Annotated in this window: 22 protein-coding genes; 16 read left to right on the forward strand and 6 right to left on the reverse strand. The window is 59.1% G+C overall.

All coding sequences use genetic code 11. From position 1 onward, the window contains the following. Positions 1-20 precede the first annotated feature (20 nt). On the forward strand, positions 21-1,190 hold the full coding sequence (locus HB393_RS07160) for an LssY C-terminal domain-containing protein (RefSeq protein ID WP_213804458.1): 1,170 nt from the start codon (positions 21-23) through the stop codon (positions 1,188-1,190). 19 nt (positions 1,191-1,209) lie between these two features. On the opposite strand, the gene HB393_RS07165 is transcribed toward HB393_RS07160, so the two are convergent. Both HB393_RS07165 and HB393_RS07170 read right to left on the reverse strand, forming a co-directional pair. Then, positions 1,210-2,793, reverse strand: a complete 1,584-nt coding sequence (locus tag HB393_RS07165; protein ID WP_213804459.1) for an alpha-L-fucosidase — start codon at positions 2,791-2,793, stop codon at positions 1,210-1,212. Between the two features lie 73 nt (positions 2,794-2,866). After that, complete coding sequence (locus HB393_RS07170) at positions 2,867-3,187, reverse strand: helix-hairpin-helix domain-containing protein (RefSeq protein WP_255550876.1); 321 nt, start codon at positions 3,185-3,187, stop codon at positions 2,867-2,869. Positions 3,188-3,472: 285 nt separating this feature from the next. On the opposite strand from HB393_RS07170, the gene hisI reads away from it, so the two are divergent. Genes hisI through hisF form a run of 7 tightly spaced genes read left to right on the forward strand, consistent with a single transcriptional unit; the run spans position 3,473 to position 9,110 of the window. Further along, positions 3,473-3,826, forward strand: coding sequence for a phosphoribosyl-AMP cyclohydrolase (gene hisI / locus HB393_RS07175; RefSeq protein WP_213804460.1), 354 nt, complete (start codon positions 3,473-3,475; stop codon positions 3,824-3,826). After that, on the forward strand, positions 3,826-4,707 hold the full coding sequence (hisG, locus tag HB393_RS07180) for an ATP phosphoribosyltransferase (protein ID WP_213804461.1): 882 nt from the start codon (positions 3,826-3,828) through the stop codon (positions 4,705-4,707). The genes hisI and hisG overlap by 1 nt, the downstream gene beginning before the upstream one ends. Positions 4,708-4,728: 21 nt before the next feature. Beyond that, a complete protein-coding gene (gene hisD, locus HB393_RS07185) occupies positions 4,729-5,997 on the forward strand; it encodes a histidinol dehydrogenase (protein ID WP_213804462.1) in 1,269 nt (422 codons plus the stop codon). Beyond that, the gene (gene hisC / locus HB393_RS07190; protein WP_213804463.1) at positions 5,994-7,094 is read left to right on the forward strand and encodes a histidinol-phosphate transaminase; all 1,101 of its coding nucleotides are present in this window, start codon (positions 5,994-5,996) and stop codon (positions 7,092-7,094) included. The genes hisD and hisC overlap by 4 nt, the downstream gene beginning before the upstream one ends. Further along, positions 7,094-7,696 carry an imidazoleglycerol-phosphate dehydratase HisB gene (hisB, locus tag HB393_RS07195; RefSeq protein ID WP_255550877.1) on the forward strand — a complete coding sequence of 201 codons (603 nt, stop codon included), beginning with the start codon at positions 7,094-7,096 and terminating at the stop codon, positions 7,694-7,696. The genes hisC and hisB overlap by 1 nt, the downstream gene beginning before the upstream one ends. A gap of 24 nt (positions 7,697-7,720) precedes the next feature. Beyond that, positions 7,721-8,329, forward strand: coding sequence for an imidazole glycerol phosphate synthase subunit HisH (gene hisH / locus HB393_RS07200; protein WP_213804465.1), 609 nt, complete (start codon positions 7,721-7,723; stop codon positions 8,327-8,329). Between the two features lies 1 nt (position 8,330). Then, positions 8,331-9,110 (forward strand): imidazole glycerol phosphate synthase subunit HisF, encoded by a 780-nt coding sequence (gene hisF / locus HB393_RS07205; protein ID WP_213804466.1) that lies wholly within the window; start codon positions 8,331-8,333, stop codon positions 9,108-9,110. A 12-nt stretch (positions 9,111-9,122) separates the two neighbouring features. On the opposite strand, the gene HB393_RS07210 is transcribed toward hisF, so the two are convergent. The 3 genes from HB393_RS07210 to HB393_RS07220 all read right to left on the reverse strand — a co-directional run bounded on the left by HB393_RS07210 (position 9,123) and on the right by HB393_RS07220 (position 12,055). Continuing rightward, positions 9,123-10,334 (reverse strand): trypsin-like peptidase domain-containing protein, encoded by a 1,212-nt coding sequence (locus tag HB393_RS07210; RefSeq protein ID WP_213804540.1) that lies wholly within the window; start codon positions 10,332-10,334, stop codon positions 9,123-9,125. Between the two features lie 108 nt (positions 10,335-10,442). After that, positions 10,443-11,102 carry a dephospho-CoA kinase gene (gene coaE / locus HB393_RS07215; RefSeq protein WP_213804467.1) on the reverse strand — a complete coding sequence of 220 codons (660 nt, stop codon included), beginning with the start codon at positions 11,100-11,102 and terminating at the stop codon, positions 10,443-10,445. A gap of 2 nt (positions 11,103-11,104) precedes the next feature. After that, positions 11,105-12,055: a bifunctional 5,10-methylenetetrahydrofolate dehydrogenase/5,10-methenyltetrahydrofolate cyclohydrolase gene (locus HB393_RS07220; protein WP_213804468.1), complete on the reverse strand. Its 951-nt coding sequence runs from the start codon at positions 12,053-12,055 to the stop codon at positions 11,105-11,107. Between the two features lie 62 nt (positions 12,056-12,117). Between HB393_RS07220 and HB393_RS07225 the strand changes: the two genes are divergently transcribed. The 4 genes from HB393_RS07225 to HB393_RS07240 all read left to right on the forward strand — a co-directional run bounded on the left by HB393_RS07225 (position 12,118) and on the right by HB393_RS07240 (position 15,863). After that, positions 12,118-12,300: a Trm112 family protein gene (locus HB393_RS07225; RefSeq protein ID WP_213804469.1), complete on the forward strand. Its 183-nt coding sequence runs from the start codon at positions 12,118-12,120 to the stop codon at positions 12,298-12,300. 221 nt (positions 12,301-12,521) lie between these two features. Then, a complete protein-coding gene (locus tag HB393_RS07230; protein WP_213804470.1) occupies positions 12,522-12,764 on the forward strand; it encodes a hypothetical protein in 243 nt (80 codons plus the stop codon). 91 nt (positions 12,765-12,855) lie between these two features. Then, a complete protein-coding gene (locus tag HB393_RS07235; protein WP_213804471.1) occupies positions 12,856-15,351 on the forward strand; it encodes a patatin-like phospholipase family protein in 2,496 nt (831 codons plus the stop codon). Positions 15,352-15,380: 29 nt separating this feature from the next. Further along, on the forward strand, positions 15,381-15,863 hold the full coding sequence (locus tag HB393_RS07240) for a nuclear transport factor 2 family protein (protein WP_213804472.1): 483 nt from the start codon (positions 15,381-15,383) through the stop codon (positions 15,861-15,863). A gap of 195 nt (positions 15,864-16,058) precedes the next feature. On the opposite strand, the gene HB393_RS07245 is transcribed toward HB393_RS07240, so the two are convergent. Beyond that, positions 16,059-16,397: a hypothetical protein gene (locus HB393_RS07245; protein WP_213804473.1), complete on the reverse strand. Its 339-nt coding sequence runs from the start codon at positions 16,395-16,397 to the stop codon at positions 16,059-16,061. A 675-nt stretch (positions 16,398-17,072) separates the two neighbouring features. Here HB393_RS07245 and HB393_RS07250 point away from each other — a divergent pair. The 4 genes from HB393_RS07250 to HB393_RS07265 all read left to right on the forward strand — a co-directional run bounded on the left by HB393_RS07250 (position 17,073) and on the right by HB393_RS07265 (position 22,912). After that, positions 17,073-19,955, forward strand: a complete 2,883-nt coding sequence (locus tag HB393_RS07250) for a phosphoenolpyruvate carboxylase (protein WP_213804474.1) — start codon at positions 17,073-17,075, stop codon at positions 19,953-19,955. A 126-nt stretch (positions 19,956-20,081) separates the two neighbouring features. Continuing rightward, positions 20,082-20,495, forward strand: coding sequence for a hypothetical protein (locus HB393_RS07255; protein ID WP_213804475.1), 414 nt, complete (start codon positions 20,082-20,084; stop codon positions 20,493-20,495). Between the two features lie 197 nt (positions 20,496-20,692). Then, positions 20,693-21,370, forward strand: a complete 678-nt coding sequence (locus HB393_RS07260) for a carbonic anhydrase (protein WP_213804476.1) — start codon at positions 20,693-20,695, stop codon at positions 21,368-21,370. A gap of 12 nt (positions 21,371-21,382) precedes the next feature. Further along, the gene (locus HB393_RS07265; protein WP_213804477.1) at positions 21,383-22,912 is read left to right on the forward strand and encodes a SulP family inorganic anion transporter; all 1,530 of its coding nucleotides are present in this window, start codon (positions 21,383-21,385) and stop codon (positions 22,910-22,912) included. Positions 22,913-22,940: the final 28 nt, after the last annotated feature.

Here is a 22,940-nt window from a genome sequence, read left to right on the forward strand (position 1 = left end):
CACCAATTTGTTGCAGATTGATGGGAGTAATCCTGCTTGCAACTGCTGTAAGTGCCCCAATAAGCGGCCAGACAAGCTCAGGCTCCCAGCAATCTCAGGCTCCCATCGCGCATCCGCCCGTAGAACCGATCGTCAGCATGCGCGACCGAAACACGACAGCTTCCACCCAGCCGCAGCGCAAACGAAGCTATAGTTTGAGCCTCACCGGCACCGACTGGACCGACACCGGAGTCACAGTCGTCGCCGGCGAAACCGCCGACTTCACCTCCACCGGAAGCTACGCCCTCGGAGATGGAAGGTCCTCAAGCCCGGATGGCCTGGATCGCGGATGGAGGGACATGCTGCGCGTCTTTCCTTTGAACTCCGCGAAGGTCGGCGAGGTCGTAGGCCGCGTAAGCGACGTCGGAGCCTCGGTTCCCTTCTCCGTTGGAGCGAAGAATCAGGTCACCTTTCCGACCAGCGGAAGACTCTTTCTGCGAGTCAACCTCAGCAGCGACCTCTCCGGAAACGGAACCTACAAGGTGCAGGTGAAGTTCGCCGCAGCCAGCAAGACGCCGCAGACGACTCCCCAGGCTGCATCCGCGCCAGTCAGCGGAGTCGTCTCACCCGAGACCTTCGCCGACATCCCTCGCCGCGTCGTCGACCAGACCCACCACGAAGGCGACATGGTGAACTACGCCCTGCTCGGCTCCGAGGAGCAGGTTCGTGCCGCCTTCAAGGCTGCAGGTTGGGTCGCAGTGGACAAGACCGTGGAAGACGCGGTCCTGCACGGTCTGCTCTCGACCCTGAACCACGAGGCCTACACCGAGATGCCCATGAGCACGTTGTACCTCTTCGGGCGCCCTCAGGACCTCTCCTTCGCCCGCGGCGATCCGCTGATGGTCGCGGCGGAGCGGCATCACCTCCGCGTCTGGCAGACCGATAAGAGCGTCGGTGGTCTCCCGTTGTGGGTAGGTTCCGCGACCCACGACATAGGCTTCGAGAAGGACCAACGCAACGGCAACGTCACCCACAAGATCGACCCGAAGATCGACGACGAGCGCGACTACCTGCTGCAAAGCTTCGACGCCACCGGAGGATTCTCCAGCGCAGCCTACGTCACTCCAGCCGATCCGCTGACCACGGCAAGAACAGCGACCGGCGGATCTTTCTACTCCGACGGACGGATTCTGGTGATGGAGCTGAAGTGAGGTTTGCGAGTGGTTAGCGCTACACGGCTCCAAGCGGATGCGAGCCTTCGATCCGCAGGCCGTACGGAGCATCCGAGGGATTGGAGTTGGCAGGGAGCGAGACCTGGAGCGCGCCTGCAGACTGCGTAAACCTTAGTTGTCTTGGCTGGGGGCCGAGCAACGTGACACGCTCGACCTTCGCTGCCGTACTGCCAAGCGACCGAATGCTCGCCTGACCGGCAGGATATTTGTAACCGAAGGCGTACAGCATGTTGTTCGCCGTGGTGAAGCGAAAGTCCGCCTCGGTCATAGGGCCAGAGGACTTGCGCTTGAGCGGCGGACCAGGACGATCGGTCGAGCCACCCTTCCAGTCTCCCGGAGCCGCTGAAGGCACACCTGGGCCTTCCCCGGGATGCGTCCAGGGCCGACTGCCGTAGATACCCTCACCGTTGCTCCGCAGCCAGTCGCCGACGCCGAGCAGGGCCGACTGCTGCGCCTCGGGGATGCTGCCATCGCCCATGGGAGAGATGTTGAGCAGCAGGTTGCCGCCAAGGCTGGCGAGCTCGACCAACTCGGTTACGATCGACGCCGAAGACCGGTAGGTCATGCCTTCGGTGTAGCCCCAGGTGCTGCCGAGCGAGTCGTCACACTGCCATCCACCTGAATAGATCCATTTGGGGGCGCGTTGCTGCTTCTCGAAGTCCTGTACGGAGCCGAAGAGGTATGCGATGTCCTTGGTAGCCAAAGTCACCTGCTCGCCCCACTTGGCGGCACGGTTGTAGTAGTAGGCGGCGGCGCGGAGCTTGACGTCATCGTACTCGCGGGGATTGACGCCGTTGTCGAAGTAGATCATCTGGGGCTCGTACTTATCGACGAGCTCCTGCACGCGAGCGAGCCAGTCCTCCTGGAAGGCGGCGGAGGCGTTGTGGTTGTTGAACTCTCCCTGAATCGGCGAACCATAGAAGCCTGCATACTTCGGATCGAACTCATCATTGGGCACACCTGCCGCTGGATAGGCGAAGGCGTCGTGCTCCATGCGATGGCTGGAGAGGCCAAAGATCAGGTTCTGCTTGCGTACGGCCTTGGCGAGCTCGCCGATGAGGTCGCGTTTGGGGCCCATCTTGCCGGCGCACCAGGGGGTGAGGTCGGAGTCGTACATAGCAAAGCCGTCGTGGTGCTCGGCTACAGGAACCACGTACTTTGCGCCGGACTTCTGAAAGAGCTGGGCCCAGTCATCAGGGCGGTAGTTGGGAGTCTTGAAGAGGGGGATGAAGTCCTTGTAGCCGAACTTGTCGGGCGAACCGTAGTGCTCGGTGTGCCACTTTGAGTCGCTGGTGTACATATGCCGCTCGTACCACTCGTTGAGCCGCGCGGGCACGGAGTAGAGTCCCCAATGGATGAAGATGCCGAACTTAGCCTGATTGAACCAGGTGGGCAGGGTGTAGTTGTCGCGGATGGACTCCCAGGTGGGCTCGAAGGGTCCGGCGGCCAGGGGCTTGGCCTTGGCGTAGGCGTCGGGAGCGCCGGCTGGGGCTCCGGTCTGGGCGAAGAGGGATGTTTTGGGGAGAAGCGACGCGGCGGCGGCGAGGGAGGACTGCGCGAGGAAGGAACGGCGAGAGGGCATGGTGGGAAGGCTACGCTATTGCTAGAAACTATTTCAAGGAGGAAATAGGTATGCTGCGGTCTCGTCGCGGCTCTTATTTTTCTTTCTTCGGTCTCGTCGCGATGATCTGGTCTTTGATCTGTTCGTATGTACCTGCAGGGATGACGCCCCGGGAGACGAGTTGGCCCTTGTTGGCGTAGGGCCTTCCCTCGATGATGCGTTTGGCGTACTCCGCTCCCATGCTGGGGAAGGTCTGCAGCTGGTTGGCGGTGGCGGTATTGATATCGACTTTGTCGGCCACGATCTTCGCCACCGCCGGCTTGGAAGTAGAGATTCCCTGAGCACAGGAGACGACGGGAGAGGCGAGGAGAAGGAACGCCATTGCATGAAAGACGCGAGAGGGTTTTTTGAACATAGTGGCAGTCTCCGAGTAAGAATAAACTGCCGAGCGCAGAGCGGCGAATTGACAAGCGATGGCTCCCCAGCTACTTTTAATAGGAATGAGCGTCTGCCAGCACCATCACGGCCTGCACCATCATCATGCGACGAGCGTGTTGGCGGCTGTGTCCGGTGTGGCGAAGTAAAGAACGCTACCTCAAGGATTCAAAAAAGGCCCGCTAACGCGCTTACCGCGAGCGGGCCTTTTGCTGCGCGGCATACGACGAAAGCGAGCCTGAAACAGAGCGATTGGAGAAGAGAGATGGACGCACCAAAGATTGATTTTGCGAAGATGGAAGGTCTGGTTCCGGGCATCGTGCAGGACGCCAAGACCGGTGAGATGCTGATGCTCGGTTTCCTCAACGAGGTCAGCTACGCCAAGACCCTGGAGACCGGGTTCGTAACCTTCTGGAGCCGCACGCGCCAGAAGCTGTGGATGAAGGGCGAGACCAGCGGCAATCGGTTGCGCGTCATCGAGGCCGCTACGGACTGCGACAACGATGCTCTGCTGTTCAAGGTAGAGGTCGAAGGAGACGGCCTGGTCTGCCACGAGGGCACTGTAAGCTGCTTCACGAAGAGTATTGAGACCAGCAAGATCGAAATGGAGAGAGCGTAATGTCGGGAACGAAGAAGTTGAAGCTGGGAATCCCCAAGGGCAGCCTGCAGGATGCCACGATTGCACTGTTCGAGCGCGCTGGATGGCGGATCTTCGCCAATGGACGAAGCTACTTCCCCTCCATCGATGACACTGAGATCGAGTGCATGTTGGTTCGGGCACAGGAGATGGCACGCTACGTCGAGCACGGAGCGCTCGATGCCGGCCTCACCGGCAACGACTGGGTGTTGGAGAACCAGACCGACGTCGAGTACGTCACCAGCCTTACCTACAGCAAACAGAGCCGCCAGAAGGTGAAGTGGGTGCTCGCCGTTCCCGAGGACTCGCCGTTTCAAAAGCCAGAGGATCTCGCTGGAAAGATCATCGCCACCGAGCTGGTTGAGTTCACCAAGCGCTACTTCGCCGGCAAGAACATTCCCGTTACGGTGGAGTTTAGCTGGGGCGCTACCGAGGTAAAGCCGCCTACACTCGCAGATGCCATCGTCGAGGTCACGGAGACCGGCTCCTCTCTGCGCGCGAACCGTCTGCGCATCATCGAGACCTTGATGGAGAGTGAGACTCAGCTCATCGCCAACAAGACCGCCTATGCCGACGACTGGAAGCGGGAGAAGATCAACAACATCTCCCTGATGCTGAACGCCGCCATCGCAGCGCAGGGACGAGTCGGTCTGATGCTTAACGCTCGCAAGGTGGATCTCGATGCTGTGATCGGAGTTCTGCCCGCGTTGAACTCGCCGACGGTGTCGCAGCTTAGCGATACTACCTGGGTCGCGCTGAACACGATCCTCGATGAGCGCGAGGTGCGCGAAGTTATCCCGAAGCTCAAGGCCGTCGGAGCTACGGGAATCGTCGAGTATCCCCTTAGCAAGGTTGTCCTCTAACAGGCCGTCTGGAGCAGATTGATGAAGTTGGTGCGTACATTTGGCCGCGGGGCGAAGGCTGCAGAGGCGTTGATCACCACACTCGAGCAACGCGGCGCACTGAACATGGGCCGGGTCGAACCGGTGGTGCGCGAGATCCTCTCCGACGTGCGTCTGCGCGGAGAGGAAGCTCTTCGCGAATACGCGGCGAAGTTCGATTCTCTTGGAGCGAACGATGCACTGCTCGTCTCCCGCGAAGAGATGAAGGCGGCGTGGGAGGCGACCTCGCCGCACCTGCAGGAGGCGATGCAGGTGGCTCAGGCCAACATACGAGCCTTCGCCGAGGCCCAGAAGCCACAGGAGTGGATGATCGCTCCGGCAGACGGTGTCGAGACGGGTCAGATCGTTCGTCCGCTGGGAAGCGTCGGATGCTATGTTCCGGGTGGACGGTATCCGCTGCCCTCCACCTTGCTGATGACGGCTACGCCGGCACAGGTGGCGGGCGTCGAGCGCATCGTCGTCTGCTCTCCCAAACCTGCTCGCGAGACCCTGGCGGCTGCGTGGCTGGCGGGGATTACGGAGTTCTACAGGGTGGGGGGAGCACAGGCGATTGCGGCTCTCGCCTATGGCACGGCTGCGATTGCACGAGTGGATAAGATCGTTGGTCCAGGCAATCTATTTGTAACTGCGGCGAAGGCATTTGTCTCTGGCGAGTGTGGGATCGACATGCCGGCGGGTCCGACTGAGATCGGAGTGACCAGCGAGACGGGCGATCCGGCTGGAATCGCCGCGGACCTGGTGGCGCAGGCTGAGCATGATCCTGAGGCGTTGGCCGTGCTGATCACCAGCAACGCGGAGTTGGCCGAACAGGTTGAAGCGGAGGTCAAGCAGCAGGCGAAGAGTAATACCCTTGCCAAGCAGTCGCTGGCTAAGCAAGGTTGTATCTTTGTAACCAGTACCGTTACAGAGGCGCAGGAGTTGACCAACCGGCTGGCGCTGGAGCATCTTACGGTCGACTCGGCCGCAGATGTAAAGTGGGTCAAGAATGCTGGTAGTGTGTTTGTCGGCGCTTACTCGCCGCAGTCCATGGGAGACTACGTCTCCGGCCCGAACCATGTGTTACCCACCGGGCGCAATGGGCGTGTGAGAGGTGGCTTGAGCGTAATGGACTTCGTCAAGGTAATTACGGTGCAGCAGTACACAATGAAAGGTCTCAGCCAGCTTGGCCCACACGCCATCGCACTGGCCGAGGCCGAGGGCCTCGTAGGTCATGCGGAGAGCGTGCGTGTGAAGATGAGAGGACCAAAATGACCCTTGCTACCGAGTTGGTTACAGAACGAAAGACCGTACGGCCGCGTCAGGCGGTCCTCGACATGCCGGAGTATCACCCGCCCCTCGCCGGACGCGAGGCGCTACGGCTGGACTTCAACGAAAACACTTTCGCCCCCAGCCCGCGCGTCATGAAGCGCCTGCAGGCGGTGACGGCAGAGCAACTGACGAAGTATCCCGAACGCCAGACGGTGGAGCGGATTGCCGCTTCGCACTTCGGTCTCGCGCCGGAGCAGGTGCTGCTTACCAACGGAGTCGACGAGGCGATCCACCTGCTGTGCGCGGCGTTTCTGGAGCCCGAGGACGAGGCGCTGATTGCAACGCCAACCTTCTTCATGTACGACGTGAGTGTTCGAATGATGACGCCACATCTGGTCAAGGTGCAGGCGGACGAGTCGCTCGAGTTTCCTTTCGAGCGCTTTATGGCCGCGATCACCGAACGCACCAAGTTGATCATGGTAGCCTCGCCAAATAATCCGACCGGCGCTGTCGTGAGCCGCGAGCATCTGCTGGCAATCGCCGCCGCTGCTCCGCAAGCTGTACTGATGGTCGACGAGGCTTACTTCCACTTCGACGGCGATACGACACTGGGCGACATCTCCACGGTACCTAACCTGATGATCGCCCGCACCTTCTCGAAGGCGTATGGCCTCGCCAGTTTGAGGATCGGGATGCTCGCCGGAGATGCCAAGTTGTTGAACTACGTCCGCAAGGTCAGTTCGCCTTACAACGTCAACGGCATCGCGTTGGAATGCCTGCCTGCGGCACTCGCCGACGAGGCGTATCTGACTTGGTATGTTACGCAGGTCCACGCAGGCCGTGAGCGGGTGATCGCCGGCCTGGCGGAGCTGGGTGTTCCCTTCTTCCCAAGTCATGCGAATTTTGTGCTGATGAGGATCGGTCCGAAGCACGGCGAGCTGGTGAAGGCCATGCGAGCGCGTGGTGTGCTGTTGCGCGACCGCTCCGCCGATCCGGGTTGCGACGGATTTGTTCGGATCACCATCGGCGTTGAAGATCACGTTACCCAAGGATTAGCAGCATTGAAGGCATCTCTCGAAGAGATTGGATGGAGCAAGTAATGGCAAGCAGCAAGATACGAACAGGTTCAGTAAAACGCGACACTACCGAGACGCAGATTGCGTTGAAGCTGGTGATTGATGGGCAGGGCGTCTACAAGGTCTCGACGGGCATACGCTTCTTCGACCACATGCTGGAGCTCTTCACGCGGCATGGCGGCTTCGATTTGACGTTGAGCTGCAAGGGTGATCTGGACGTGGACCAGCATCATACCGTCGAGGATGTTGGCATCGCATTGGGAGAGGCCTTCAACAAGGCCTTGGGCGACAAGAAGGGCATCATGCGCGCCGGATATTTCGTGATGGCGATGGATGAGACGCTCGCTGTAGCCGCTGTGGATCTTAGCGGACGTGTCGCCTATATCGTCGACGACAAGGTAAAGGTCCGGCTGGTCGGCGACTTCCAGAGTGAGCTTCTTGCAGACTTCTTCGATGGTTTCGCGCGTGGCGCGAAGGCGAACGTTCACGTCAAGACGATGTATGGGCGCAGCAACCACCACAAGATCGAGGCGATCTTCAAGGCCTTTGCCCGCGCGCTGCGTGGCGCCTGCAGCCGCGATGAGCGCATGCGCGAGATGTTACCCAGCACGAAAGGTCTGCTGTAACCAGCAACAGACGAGGCGAATTGCATGATTGCGGTGATCGATTATAAGGCCGGAAACCTGACCAGCGTCGTGAAGGCACTGAGGTATCTCGGGGCCGAGACCCAGGTCACGCAGGATCCTGAGATCGTACGCCAGGCTGCAAAGGTCGTACTGCCTGGCGTGGGGCACTTTCAATCCACCCAACTCCTGACCGATCTCGGCATCACGGAGGCGGTTCGCGAAGGGGTAGCGAAGGGCGTATGGTTCCTGGGCGTCTGCGTGGGGTTGCAATGGTTGTTCGAAGGCTCTACCGAGGCTCCTGGCACTGCGGGCCTTGGACACTTCGCTGGTGTATGTGAGCGGTTCCCAGCCGAATATGAGTCCGCGGAGTTAAAGTCGCCTCATGTTGGCTGGAACTCTTTGGAGCAGATTCGTTCCGACTCCAAACTGTTGCAGGGTGTAGAACCGGGCGGCTTTGTCTACTACACCCACTCCTGGCGAGCTCCTCTGGTGTCGGCAACTGCTTCGGTTACGAATTATGGCGGTGCGTTTACGGGCGTGGTGGAACGAGAGAACGTGATGGGTGTCCAGTTCCATCCCGAAAAATCGAGCGCTGTTGGACTGCGTGTCTTAAAGAACTTTGTGGAGCTGTAACGTGCTGACGAAGAGAATTATCGCGTGTCTGGATGTGCGGGACGGCCGTGTTGTGAAGGGTATCCAGTTTGTGGACATCATCGACGCCGGCGATCCGGCTGAACTCGCTCATCGCCACGCTGCGGCGGGCGCGGACGAGATCGTCCTGCTTGACATCACCGCCACTCACGAAGGCCGTGGAACTCTGATCGACACGGTGAAACGCACGGCCTCCGAGCTGTTTGTGCCCTTTACGGTCGGGGGGGGAATTCGTTCCGCTAAGGATGCGGCGCTGGTCTTCGACGCCGGAGCGGATAAAGTCAGCATCAACTCCAGTGCCATTGCACGGCCTGAGCTGATTGGCGAGATCGGCGGCAGCTTTGGAGCCCAGGCCGTCATAGTCGCCATCGATGCCCGTCGCGCGGCAGGCGCAGCCGATCCTGTCGGCGAGGCTGAGGTCTTCGTCAGCGGAGGCCGCAAAGCCACCGGTCTGCGCGTCATAGAGTGGGCTCGTGAGGCTGAGCAGCGCGGCGCCGGTGAGATTCTGCTGACCAGCATGGATACGGATGGGATGCGCAACGGCTTCGACTGTGAACTCACCGCCCGAGTCAGCGCCGCGGTGCAGATTCCCGTCATCGCCTCCGGTGGAGCGGGAAGCGCAGCGCACTTTGCCGAGGTCTTCGGACGAGGCCGAGCCGATGCAGCTCTCGCGGCCAGCATCTTCCACTTTGGAGTGACGGACTCGCGCGAGCTTAAGGCGGAGCTTCAACGGGCAGGCATTCCGGTGCGCCTGCCCTGTTAGGAAGCGATTTTTCTAGGTCAGTTGGCCGGGTGTCTGCTGGTCCTTCGCGTCGCCCAGTTTTACCTTGAAGTCCATCTTTTTGCGGCCACGGAATACCGTCACTGTCACCTCATCACCAGCGCGATGCGAGTTCATCGCCGCCGAGAGATCTTGTGGACTCCCAACTTCCTGACCATCCATCGCGATGATCAGGTCGCCGCCCAGCATCACAGGTGTATTTCCCTGGTACGCCCGCTGCGTGCCGCCCTTTAGCCCAGCCTTCTCGGCAGCGCCACCTGGCAACACACGCTCGATCAGGATGCCGTAGTCCGCTGGCAGGCCGATCTGCTCCGCGATATCCGGTCCGATCGGCAGCGTCACGATATCCAGCGTCGGCCTCCGCACACGGCCGTATTTGGCAAAGTCGTCCAACACGGCCTTCGCCGTATTCACAGGGATTGCAAAGCCGATACCGGAGCTCTGATCTGCGCCGTTGTTGGCGATCAAGGTGGTAATCCCAATGACCTCGCCCTTTGAGTTGAGCAGCGGACCGCCCGAGTTGCCGGGGTTTACTGCCGCATCGGTCTGGATGGCGTCCTCGATCGGATTGCCCTGTGGGCCGCGAATCGAGCGTATCGCAGAGATGATTCCGCGCGTCATCGTTCCTTGCAGGCCGAAGGGATTTCCGATCGCGTAGACACGCTGTCCTACCACCAGCCCTTGCGACTCAGCCAATGTTGCCGGAATCAGATTCGGGGCGCTGATCTTCAGCAGAGCGAGGTCATGATTCGGATCCACACCTATAACCTGCGCCTTATAGGTGTGCTTATCGGATAGCTTCACCTCGATCTTCTGGCCGTCGCTGATTACGTGGTTATTCGTCAGGATGAGCCCATCCTTATCCAGGATGAAGCCTGAGCCCTGTCCCTGCTGGGGCACTGGACCGTAGAAGAAGTCGAACCGCACCTGCGTCGAGGTGATGTTGACCACGCTCGGCAGAGCTTTCTTGTACACCGCTATGTTCTGTAGCTCCTCGTTGTCGTACGCCGGAGCCGCCGCGGCTTCGGTGAGGTCGAAGCTGCCTAACGCACCCCCACCCTTCTTTACGTGGGCGGCGGGCTCAGTGGCTGGAACCAGTGCGCGATGTAGCCAGGGAGCGAGCGCTCCCGTTGACGCCACATGCGTCGTTACATAATAAAAACCCGAAAGCAAAAGAATGACCAGCAGAACAGGACGCAGCTTCATCTTCATTGAGGACCTTCTCTATCAGTAGACGGTGGCCTTCACCGCCGCATCTCATTGTAGCGAGAGTACTCGGATTCGGTCTCGCCGATGGCTACAATCGCTTTGCTTTCATGCGGTTCTGGCTTGAGCCTTCAGGATCGGCCAAAGCTGATCCACCTGCCACTCCAATTCCATCGCGGACCCGTCGTTCGTGAGGACGTAGTCGCTCAGAGAGGCCTTTTTCTCGTCCGAGATCTGCTGCGCGAGCCGGCGGTGAGCCTCCAACTCCAGGGCCTCCCGCTCAACCTCGCTCAAGGCTGCTCCCTTCGTTGCCCGCTGCACAAACCGCGCTACCTTCACGGCCTCGGGCGCGGTCACCAGGACCACCTTGTCGAAGCGGCTCGACCACCCAGACTCGCCCGCATACCTGGTCTCGAAGACCAATGCCGACTCCACGATCACAACCGCATTCGGATCTTCAGCGGCAATCGTGCTCACGATCTCCGCCTGCCGCTCAATCACGGCGGGATGCACGATGCTGTTCAGCTCCTCGACCCGACCTTCGGCGAAGGCTATCTTCCCCAGGGCTGCGCGGTCCAGATTTCCATCGGCCTGGACCACTTCGGGGCCGAAGAACTCTGCAATCGCCCGATAGACAGCCTGTCCCGGCTGCATCATCTCGCGTCCCATCTCGTCGGACGAGAGTACATGTGCGCCCAGCGCCTTGAACATGCGGCCTGCAGTGGACTTCCCTGCACCCAGTCCACCGGTCAGCGCAACTCTCAACATCTCTACGCCCCAGCCGCTGTCGTGCCGCGTCGCGCCTTCGCTGCCGTCACTGTGTTCTGCATCAGCATCGCAATCGTGAGTGCTCCCACACCTCCCGGAACAGGGGTATATGCACCCGAGACCGCGAAGGCTGCCGGTTCTATATCTCCGACTACCGTTGAGCCTCGCTTCGCAAATCCCGCGGCTCGACTGGCATCTCCGGGAAAGAATCGTTCGACTTCTGCCGCGTCAGTGACACGATTGATTCCAACGTCGATTAAAGTTGCTCCGGGCCTGACCATCTCTGCCGTAATGAAACCCGGCCGGCCAATCGCCGCGACCAGAATCTCCGCCTCACGCGTGAACTTCGACAGATCCACCGTCCGGCTGTGGCATACGGTCACTGTAGCCGAGGCATTCAACAGCATCATCGCCGCAGGCTTGCCAACGATGTCGGATCGCCCCACAACAACTGCATTCTTGCCAGCGATCGCGATGCCACTCCGCTTTAATATTTCGATGATGCCAGCCGGAGTACATGGCGCCAATGCCGGCTGTCCGCTCTGCAGCCGTCCTGCATTTACGGGATGGAATCCATCCACATCCTTCGCCGGAGAGACTGCTTCCAGCAACCGCTTCGTATCTACGTGGGCCGGCAGGGGTAGTTGGATTAGGATTCCGTCGATTGTGTCGCGTGCGTTCAGCTCTGCTACCAGATCCAGCATCTCATCCGTGGTGATGGTCTCTGGCGGCGTCAGCATCTCGCTGTAGATCCCGAGCTCGGCGCAGGTTTTCACCTTGCTGCGCACATAAATCTGCGAGGCCGGAACCTCACCCACCAGGATCACGGCCAGCCCCGGCGTAATGCCTTGTTCCTTCAGCCGCGCAACCTCTAAACCAACCTCTGCCTTAATCTCTGCTGCGATGGCGATGCCATCCAGCACACGGGGAAGCGATGTCTCATTCGTTTTCATATGCATTTCGATGGTATCGCGCCGAGCACCCATCGTGCAGGCCGGAACCGATAGAATGCATCATGCAGCCAAATCCGGGCCTTCCAGTGCGACGACTTACCCAGCAAGATCTTCTGCATCTCGCCTGCCCGGTGTGTCATGCGTCGCTCCAGCTAGAAGGAAGTGCGATCCTCTGCACCGGCTGCTCTCGCCGTTATCCTGTCGTCGACGGTCTGCCCGTGTTGCTCTCGGGGAGTGCCCACTAGGGTCTGCGCAAACCCGATCTCATCGAGTCTCCAGAAAGCCCAAGGGTGGGAAAAACTTTTGTTGGCACAAATACATCTGAGGAACATGTCGCTCAATTCCTACCGATCGCCAGTTTGATCAGAATAGCTCACATAAAAACAATCTCGAACTTCATGCACGAAATTTGCGTCTAAAGAGATAGGCCAAAACAAAAAAGTGACACGAGAGCGGGGAATGTGCCATGACAGATGCAATCAAGTACGAAAAATTTCCCCTTGCGGATCTATCCGGCCTCCGCGAAGAACTCATGCAATCGGGCTTAGATTCTTGGCAGGCTGCTGACCTCATCAGCGTCTTTCTGTCCGGCCGCGGCTATGGCGTCTCCAATCAGGACGCGCGCGGCGCCGCTTCGCGCATCGAGTCGGTTGGCTGTTCCATCAAATGCATGCAGGAAGAGTTCGAAAAGCTTGCCCTGGTGATGTAGTCGGCGGCTGTTGAGTAGGGTTCCTCAGATGCAACACCTTATCAATGGATGCAACTGGCACAAAGTCAGCTCTCTGGGTACCCTTGTTTGTATGCACATCTTTCTGGGCAAGCGACTCCGCGACGCCTCGGTTTTCTTGTTTTTCCTTGCCTCATCCCTCTTCTTCTCCGCTTCCGCTCAACAGCCGCCCGCTACCTCCGATAGCGCGGCACAATCGGCTGCGCAGGCTGCGGCTCAGGCTACACAGACCGGTAAAGGGTCCAAAGACTCCAACAAGAACAGTTCCAAAGCTGGACCAGACTCACAGAAGGCGGCAGGTTCTTCTGTCAACTCTGATTCACAGGCAGACAACACCACCGCCAGCGGGACTCCACTTGACATTCCCTCCACCGCGCCGGCACCGCCTCCACCTGGACCAACGGACCGCCCCCGCATCGGCCTCGCCCTGGGAGGAGGAGGCGCTCTGGCTCTTAGCGAGATCGGAGCACTTCAGTGGTTCGAGGAGCACCACATTCCTGTAGACGTGATCGCTGGTACCAGCATGGGGTGCATGGTGAGCGCGCTTTACTCTACGGGGAAGACCGTGGACCAACTCAAGATTGTTATGAATGACTCGGTCTTCAACCAGGTCTTCAGCTTCAACTCCTCTTACGTCAGCCGGAGCTTTCGCCGCCGTGAAGATAGTCGAGCCTTACCCAATGGATTCACCATTGGGCTCAAACATGGCGTGTCTTTCCGTAACTCCGTTCTCACCGACCAAGGATTGAACTCCTTCCTTGACCGCCAGTTTTTGCGATATGACGATCGCACTGAATTTAATGACCTTCCCATTCCGCTGCGTTGTCTCTCCACGGATCTCAACGCTGCCCAAACCGTCACTTTCACACGCGGCTCCATTCCTAATGCGGTCCGGGCGTCTGTCTCCATCCCGGGGGCTTATCGTCCCTTTGAACTCAACGGACATCAGTTCGTCGACGGAGCTGTTCTCGCGAACCTCCCTACGAAGACGGTTCGTGACATGAAGGCCGATGTAGTCCTGGCGTTCAGCCTTCCAATCGCACCGGTTGGCAAGGGCGACCTCAACTCCCTCCTCGGAGTTCTGCAACGCAGCTTCGGTGTCGCAATCGAGGGCAATGAGCGCCTCTCACGGCAGCTTGCGGATGTTGTCATGATCCCCGATCTGGATGGCTTTACCCAGACCGACTACCTCAAGGGACCTGATCTGGCTAAAAGAGGCTACGACGTAGCCGAAAGACATAAGGAAGAGTTGCTGAAGTACGCTATCTCCGATAGTCAGTGGCAGACTTACCTCGCCCAGCGCGCCTCTCGCCGCCGCGGCCCTGCAGGGAACCTCCTTCGTGTCCGTATCAAGGCTCCAAACGACAGCATCACCCGGGCCGTTCAACGTAAGTTTGCAGATTTCGTCGACAAGCCCGTCAATACCGGAGCCATTGAATCTGTCCTGGGGGAGATTCGCAGTGACGGCCGTTACGACGCCGACTACACCGTCGGCTACGACGACCCAACCACCGGTGGCGATACCAGCAGCAGTGCTACACCCAACCCTGACACAGACCGGCCCACCATTCTTGTCACCGTCTCGGACAAGAGTACGGGTCCGCCCTTCCTTCTCGTCGGCGCGAACGTCGAGGCCCAGACCGCCGGGGTAACGCGCGCTACGCTTGAATCTATCTTTCTCTGGCAAGACTTCGGGGGTTATGGCTCTGAGATCCGCGGCAACATCAAGATCGGCTTTCTGACCCAACTCGACGCCGAGTATTACCGACGCCTTTACTCCACTGGCAAACACGGCGGCTTCTTCGTAGCTCCGCATGGCGGCCTGCTTCGCAATCCGTTCTATATCTATGAAGATCAGAGGCGTATCTCCGAGCGCCTGTTGCAGCGCTCCGGTGGCGGCGCCGACATCGGCTGGTCCGATTCCCGCACCCAGGAGCTTCGTGTCGGCTGGGAGGCAAACGCCATCCGCTGGCAGACTCAGGTCGGCTCCGATACCACCGCGCAGGAAGACCTCAGTGGCTCCATGCAGCGGGCCCGCATCCGCTATGTTTACGACACCCAGGACCGCGCCCTCATCTCTCAATACGGGCTCCGGGCCACAACGGAGTTCTCTTACCTCTACAACGCTGTCTCGAGTCCTAACGCACCCCAATTCACCAGTCAGATCACCTACGCCCATCAGATCAGTAAAAATCTCTTCATCTTCGCCACGGAAGGCGGCACTACGTTCAACCGCAACGTAGCACAGCCTTTTCGCTTCACCTTGGGCGGTCCTCTGCGGCTTACCGCCAGCTCGATTGATGAATTCCGCGGCACAGACTACTTCCTGGTCGAACCTGCCTTCCTTCGCCGCATCGCCAAGCTTCCCAATCCACTCGGTCAAAGCATCTATATTGGAGCGGCCTACGAGGCTGGCCAGATGCGCGCGCCCGATGCACGCACCATCACTCGCCAGGACGTCTACTTCGGCATCGTTGCTGAGACTCCCCTCGGTGTCATTACCTTAGCCCCCGCCATCGGTGATGATGGACATCGCAAGTTCGTCTTCACTCTCGGCAAACTTTTCTGATCGTCTATCCTTCTTCCAGGAGAGAGCATATGACAGCTACCACCCAAACACCCCAGCCTCTAGTCCCACCCTTCAACCGCGAGACTGCAATTCTCAAGGTACGCGCCGCCGAGGACGGTTGGAATACACGCGACCCGCAACGCGTCTCGCTCGCCTATACCATCGATAGCAAATGGCGTAACCGCTCCGAGTTCGTTACCGGGCGGGAGAAGATCGTAGAGTTCCTTACTCGCAAATGGGCACGCGAGCTCGACTATCGCCTCATCAAAGAACTCTGGGCCTTCACAGGCGATCGCATTGCGGTGCGCTTCGCATACGAGTGCCACGACGCGAACGGACAGTGGTATCGGTCTTACGGCAATGAAAATTGGGAGTTCAATGAGCAGGGAGTGATGAAACACCGCCACGCCAGCATCAACGATCTTCCTATCGAAGAGTCCCAGCGCTTATTTCATTGGCCCATCGGCCGACGGCCGGATGAGCATCCAGGCCTCAGTGATTTAGGTCTGTAGTGATCTAGACCTATCGCGCAGCAAATTCGACGCTGGCAATGGACCAAAGAAATCCCGGTCCATTGCCAGCGTCGAGTTTACAAAATATTTATGAGAGTTCGCGGCGAGTACGTGTGCCAATATTGCGGAACAATCAGGCTGAGTTGTAGACCAGAGGCAACCGCCCACATCGAAGTGCGAGCGGTCGCGGGCGGGCTACTTGATATGTACGATCGCGCCACTCAAAACATTTGAAGTTACAACAATCACGTCGCCTACCTGGTGATACTGATTCGCAGTCTTCGAAACGACTGGCGTGCCGATAGGAAGGCTTACAGGAATCGACTTGCCGGCCTCTAGCTTGATTAGGTCGTCTCCGGAACTAAGTTCCATCGGCATGTCGGAGTCATTTTTAATTGTGAATTTAATAAGCTTCGTCTTGGCATACATTGCGTTAACAGGAACGTTCACACTCCCGAATACGTGTGGTAGCACAGGCGATGCAAAACTTGAAAGAAGGACAAACGCGGTGGCGACAATTTTATTCGGTTTCATGAGATTCTCCATTTAAGCCTGAGGCGAGATCGCAGAGATTCATTGAAGAAAACCTCTAGATTCGATCCGAACTCCCCTTAGGACTTCGACAGTAAGAAACACGCTTACTGGAGATTCATTCCCGAATGCGCCTGGTAGCGGCTAAAGAAGAGATATTAATCTTCGCCATCGAATCGAGAGCGAGAATAAACGGCTCAGTGTGCGCACCATTCGCCTTATTTAGCTGCATGTTAGGAGATTCTTTAAAAGGTGAGCCTGTTACTTGAAAAAATGTGTATTTGAAATAACAGTTCCTACTTAACTGGAGTGGAATATCTAGCGTCATTTTGTGTAGTGCGTCGTCAAATATTAGCTGCAAATTATTGCTACTTTGATCGACCTCTATCGACACAATCTCCTTGCTACCGCCTCTTCAAGCGTCCTTCACTAACGTAACCCTCCGAACATTTCGGACAGGCATAGATGAAGATCGAAAGTTAGTGAACCGAGTTACGATCCTTCGTTTGGGATTTTCCATGGCTTGCCTTTCACGACTCCATCCGGCGCTCATAGCGCCACGCTGCTGATTCCAATTCCGCCTCTCAAAGGAAGACAAGAACGCAACCTTCTCGCCCCGGCAACGACGAAGGCCATCCGCTCAAGCAGCCATTCCCCATCACAAGGCATAATCTATCTATGCCTTCCCTTTGGTCTCCCACCAATTGGTCCGATCGTCTCGCTGAGCTCCAGGCGAGCACCCCAGACCTCAAAGAAGCACCTCTCCGCCGCGACGTCCGCTCTCTTGGCATCCTGCTGGGCAACGTTCTGCGCGAGCAGGCTGGCGAACCCCTATTCGAGGCGGTTGAGGCGCTTCGCCGCACCGCCATTGCGCGCCGCGAGGCCGATGGCAGCACCTCCGCGCCAGATGCCGCCCACCTGCAGCAAGCTATCGCCCGCGTGACCGCCTTCGACTTAACGACCGCATACCGACTGGCGCGCGCCTTTGGCTTCTACTTCGAGCTCATCAATCTCGCCGAGACGAACCACCGCAAACGACGCCGCCTCTCCACGGCTCTCGATACGCCTGCCGTCCCAAACCAGACGGCTCCGGACAAGATCCAACGCGGTAGCCTTCGAGGGACGCTGCGCCGTCTCCGTGAAGCCGGCGTCACCGCCCCCCAGGCGCAGGCGCTACTCCGTGAGGTCTGCATTACCCCTGTCTTTACTGCGCATCCTACCGAGGTCGCACGGCGCAGCGTCATGTTCAAACGCCGCCGCATCTCCGATCTTCTCGAGCAACTCGACCGTATCCCTGTCCCCAATCCTGAGCTCGATACCCTGGAACGCGACCTCACGGGGGAGATCACCGCGCTGTGGCAGACCGACGACACACGCACCGCCCGCCCCACCGTCCGCGATGAGATCCGCATGGCGCTCGACTACTACGAATCAAGCCTCTTCGACACCCTCCCTGTTCTCTACGCAGAAGTCGCCAGCGCGCTCGCAGCCGAATTTCCTGCTGCCTCTCCCGGCTGTCTTGCCGACCTTCCGCAGTTGATCAGCTTTGGTTCCTGGATCGGCGGGGATCGCGACGGCAACCCCTTTGTCACCCCTGACGCCACCCGCGAAGCCCTTTCCATGGCGCACTCCCTCCTGTTGATTCATTACCGCCGCCGTCTACAGAACATCTTCGACCAACTGGGGAGCTCCACCCAGCAGGTGCCCGTCTCAAAAGAGGTCGCCGAGCTCATCGAGCAGTACACGGCGAAGCTCCGCTCCGCTGGCCAAAATGCACTCGCCGAACGCTTCCCCCAGGAGAGCGTCCGCCTTCTGATCGCCTGCGTCATGATGCGGCTCGGGGCCACCCCGCAATCCTCCGTCCCACTGCCATCCCGTCCCGCACTTGCGCCGTATACCCGTGCCGCCGATCTCCTCTCCGACCTGACCACCCTGCGTGACTCCCTCGTTCAGAACCAGGGCCACCGCTTGTCGCAGATGCTGATCGACCCGCTCCTGCTGGAGGTCCGCACCTACGGTCTTCATCTTCAAACCCTCGACATCCGCCAGCATGCCAAGGTACACGCTGCCGCCATCGCTGAGCTTTCGGCTGCGACGGAACCTGGCTCTCTCCACTTCCCCCCTGCCTTGACACCACAGACCGCCGAGGTCCTCGACACCTTCCGTACCATCGCTGAACTCAAACAGACGTACGCCCCCGAAGCGATCCGTCAATACGTCATCAGCGGAGCCACTTCGGCTGAGGACATCCTCCATGTACTCCGTCTTGCCCGCCTGGGAGGAGTCAAAGTCGAGGCATCGGACGATCCCAATAACTCCGACCCCGGCCTGCAGCCCGTCCCTCTCTTCGAGAGCATCGAAGACCTCCAGAATGCACCGGCTATCATGAGCGAGCTTTGGACCAGCGAAGCCTACCAGCCGCTGCTCCAGTCGTGGAAGCACCGTCAGGAGGTCATGCTCGGCTACTCCGACTCCAACAAAGATGGCGGCATGATCACCAGCACATGGGAGATCTACAAGGCCCACCGCGCCCTGCACCAGGTCGCCCGAGACTGCGGCGTCAACCTCCGCCTCTTCCACGGCCGTGGAGGCACTGTAGGGCGCGGCGGCGGCCCCACCCACCGCGCTATCTTCGCGCAACCAGAGAACTCGTTCACCGGCGAGCTACGTCTGACCGAGCAGGGCGAGGTGCTCAACTGGAAGTACTCTGACGTCATCCTCGCCGAGCGCAATCTCGAACTGATGATCGCCGCCTCGCTCGACGCCCTCGCCCGCCCCGACGCTATTCTGCAGGCAGGAGCCACCGTACCTCACCTTACCGGAGAGATCCTTCCCGCCTGGGAGGCCGCTCTCGATCAGCTCTCGACTCTCTCCTTCGCTTTCTATAAGAAGCACATCGTCGACAATCCCGACACCTTCACCTACTTCGAACAGGCCACCCCGGTGGCCGAACTCGAGCATGCTCGCCTCGGATCCCGTCCTGCCAAACGTTCCGGCAAGAAGTCCATGGCCGATCTGCGCGCCATTCCCTGGGTCTTTGGCTGGATGCAGTCTCGCCAACTGGTGCCCGCCTTCTTTGGAGTCGGCCATGCTCTTCACCAGTTCATCGAGACCCACCCCAACGGAGCCTCCGCGGGGCTTGCCCAGCTGCAGACCATGGTTCGGGACTTCCCACTCTTCCTCGATATCATCCGCAACGTCGAAATGGCTCTCGCCAAAGCCGACTTTGGCATCGCTCGGCTCTACGCCTCGCTTGTAGAAGATGAGGCCCTCCGTACTCGCGTCTTCACCACTCTCGAGGTCGAGTTCAATCTCACCCGCGAGATGGTGCTCGCCATTACGCAGCAGAGTGCGCTCCTTGAGACCAATCCCGTCCTCGAGCGCTCCATCCGCCTCCGCAATCCATATGTCGACCCTATGAGCCTCATCCAGGTGGAACTTATTCGCCGCAAACGCGCCCTGCCTGCCGAGGCGCAGGACTCTGCCGAGGCCGCCGAACTCAACCGCGCCATCTCCGCGACCATCAATGGAATCAGCGCCGGGCTCCGCAATACCGGCTGATCTTGCCTGTCGTATTTCTGTAACACTCGTCGGATCCTTGGCCTTCTTGCCAACTCGTTCCGGAAATGATGTATCGTATATCTCATGGACAGGCATCATCATCCAGTAGCGAAGCACCGTCTCCAAGTGAGCACGATACTTCTGTTTCTATTGGGTCTCTGCTCCATCGCGTCTCCGCACGATCTCAAAAAGGCGACGGTCCATCATCGAGCGCCGGTGCATTCTTCACGCACTTCGCGCGACCTGAGCCGTTCCCGCACCAGCAGCAGTCGCACCTCGGCTGAAGCTGAGGTCGAGCCCGAGATTCCGTTCGACCGCCCCACCATTGCACTTAACTCCTCCTACACGTTTGAGTCGGCACCAGTCGACACAGTAGTCAACCATCACACTCTCACGTTGGTGGCGCTGCTCCCACAGCCGCCTCCTGCACTCGATGCACCCCGGATGGTCTGCATCTCCTGCTCCTCGCAGGACGATCCTTCCATCGTCTCGACCCTGTCCTTCCGTCCGGACCTTGGCCGCGCTCCTCCGCTGGCCTAACCCCACCCCAGTACATCCCGGTAAAACTTTGACCTTCCCGAAATTAAGGGGAGAGCACTATACGCATTGAGCTGAGCCTGTCTCTCGCGGTTTGCCTTGTCTAAACACATGGCCAATCTTGAGGCATATTCCAGCCATATGTTGCCGGGACTGACCAGGAACGCACCACCAGTTACCAAAGATCCGAGGATCATCCTATGCAACAGCTCCTTGATGGATACCAGCGCTTTCGCGCCGACGTCTTCCCCAAACGCGCCAACCTCTTCGAAAAGCTGGCAGAGCACCAGAAACCCTCCACTCTTTTCATCACCTGCGCCGACTCTCGCGTCGTGCCAGACATGATCCTCCAGACCAACCCTGGCGATCTGTTTATCTGCCGCAATGCAGGGAATATCGTCCCTCCCTACGGCGAGACCCATGGCGGCGTCTCGGCAACTATCGAGTACGCCGTAATGGCCGTCAACGTCCAGAACATCATCCTCTGCGGGCACTCCGACTGCGGTGCGATGAAGGCTGTCCTGAGCGAGAAGAAGCACGACAGCATGCCCACGGTCGACTCTTGGCTACAACACTCTCACTCTGCTTTACAGCTCCTCAAGAGCGAGGCTTCTCAACATCAGAAATGGACCAATAAAGAGATGCTGCGCGCCCTTACCCGCGCCAATGTGGTCAGCCAGATCCAAAACCTTCGCACACATCCCTCGGTTGCCGCCGGCCTTACCAAGGGCACGCTCAATATCTATGGCTGGGTCTACGAGATTCATTCGGGCGAGATCCAGAACTTCAACAGCCAGCAAGGCCGCTTCCTTTCTATCGACGGCAACACCACTCCGGTCCCCGTCGTCCAACCGCGCCTTCAACTGATGGCCTCCTAAGGAACAGCACCCATGAAGCTCAGCCCTAATTACGTCAAAGACATCTCCGCATCGCTCGTCGTGTTCCTCGTTGCACTTCCGCTGTGCATGGGGATCGCTCTCGCCTCTGGCGCGTCACCTGCCAAAGGCATTCTTACCGGCATTATTGGTGGAATCGTCGTGGGCTGCTTCTCCGGCTCTCCCCTCCAGGTCAGCGGTCCTGCCGCTGGCCTGGCGGTCATCGTCTTCGAGATCATCCGAGACCACGGCATCACCGCCCTGGGCCCCATCCTCATACTCGCCGGCATCGTCCAGATCGTCGCTGGAGTCCTGAAGGCGGGTCGCTGGTTTCGTGCCATCTCCCCTGCCGTCATTCACGGCATGCTCGCTGGGATTGGCCTGCTTATCGTGCTCCAGCAGTTCCACGTCATGCTGGATCACAAGCCCAAGGGGACCGGCCTGGCCAATCTCAAGGCCATGGGACCGGCTATCTTCCAGGATCTCTTCCCCATCGACGGCAGCGCTGAAGAACGCGCCATCCTACTCGCCCTGTTGGTCATCGCTATCATGACGCTGTGGCAGCGCTTTCGCCCGGAGAAGCTCAAACTTATCCCCGGCGCTCTGCTCGGCATCGTCGCGGCGAGTACCGTCGCTCAGCTCATGCACTTGCAGTTGAACTACGTGCAGGTGCCGGGCAACCTCCTCGACGTCATCTCGCTCCCCACTCTGACTAGCCTGACCCACCTTGACCGCGGAATCATCGGCTCAGCGTTGGCCATCGCCTTCATCGCCAGCGCGGAGACCCTCCTCTCCGCTGCTGCCGTCGATAAGATGCAGGCGAGCTTCGCCTCTCCGATCAAGACCAACTACGATCGTGAGCTCATCGCCCAAGGCATCGGCAACACTCTCTGCGGATTCGTCGGCTCTATCCCTATGACCGGCGTGATCGTTCGCAGCTCAGCCAATGTTCAGGCAGGAGCGACCAGCCGTCTCTCGGCGATTCTGCATGGCGTCTGGATTCTCGCCATCGTCGCCCTCTTCCCTGGACTGCTGCGTCTGGTCCCGATCTGCAGTCTCGCCGGGGTGCTCGTCTTCACCGGCTTCAACCTGATCAAGGTGAAAGACATTCGTCACCTGGCCCGGTTCGGCAAGATCCCAGTACTTATCTACCTGGCGACGCTCGTCACCATTGTTACAACCGACCTGCTCACTGGAGTCCTTGTCGGAGTCACCCTCTCCGTGCTGAAGCTCCTCTATAAGGCCACCCACCTCAAGATCTACACCGAGCCTTACGCGGTTGAGGGTCACCTCAACCTGCATCTGCAGGGTTCGGCCACCTTTGTCCGTATCCCACTCATCACCGCCGTACTCGACAGCATCCCTGCCGGGTCAACCGTCCATCTCCGCACCGAGCAGCTCAACTACATCGATCACTCTTGCCTCGATCTTATGCAGGAGTGGATCTCGAACAGCCAGAACCAAAACATGCAGATTGTGATGGAGCAACACGCTCTCGAACATAAGTACTGGTCTCCAGCTTCTGTACCCAAGCAAGCTGCCTGATCAGCACTCCCCAGATACGAAGGCCCGG

Source organism: Granulicella sp. dw_53 (assembly GCF_018449545.1).
Lineage (GTDB): Bacteria > Acidobacteriota > Terriglobia > Terriglobales > Acidobacteriaceae > Edaphobacter.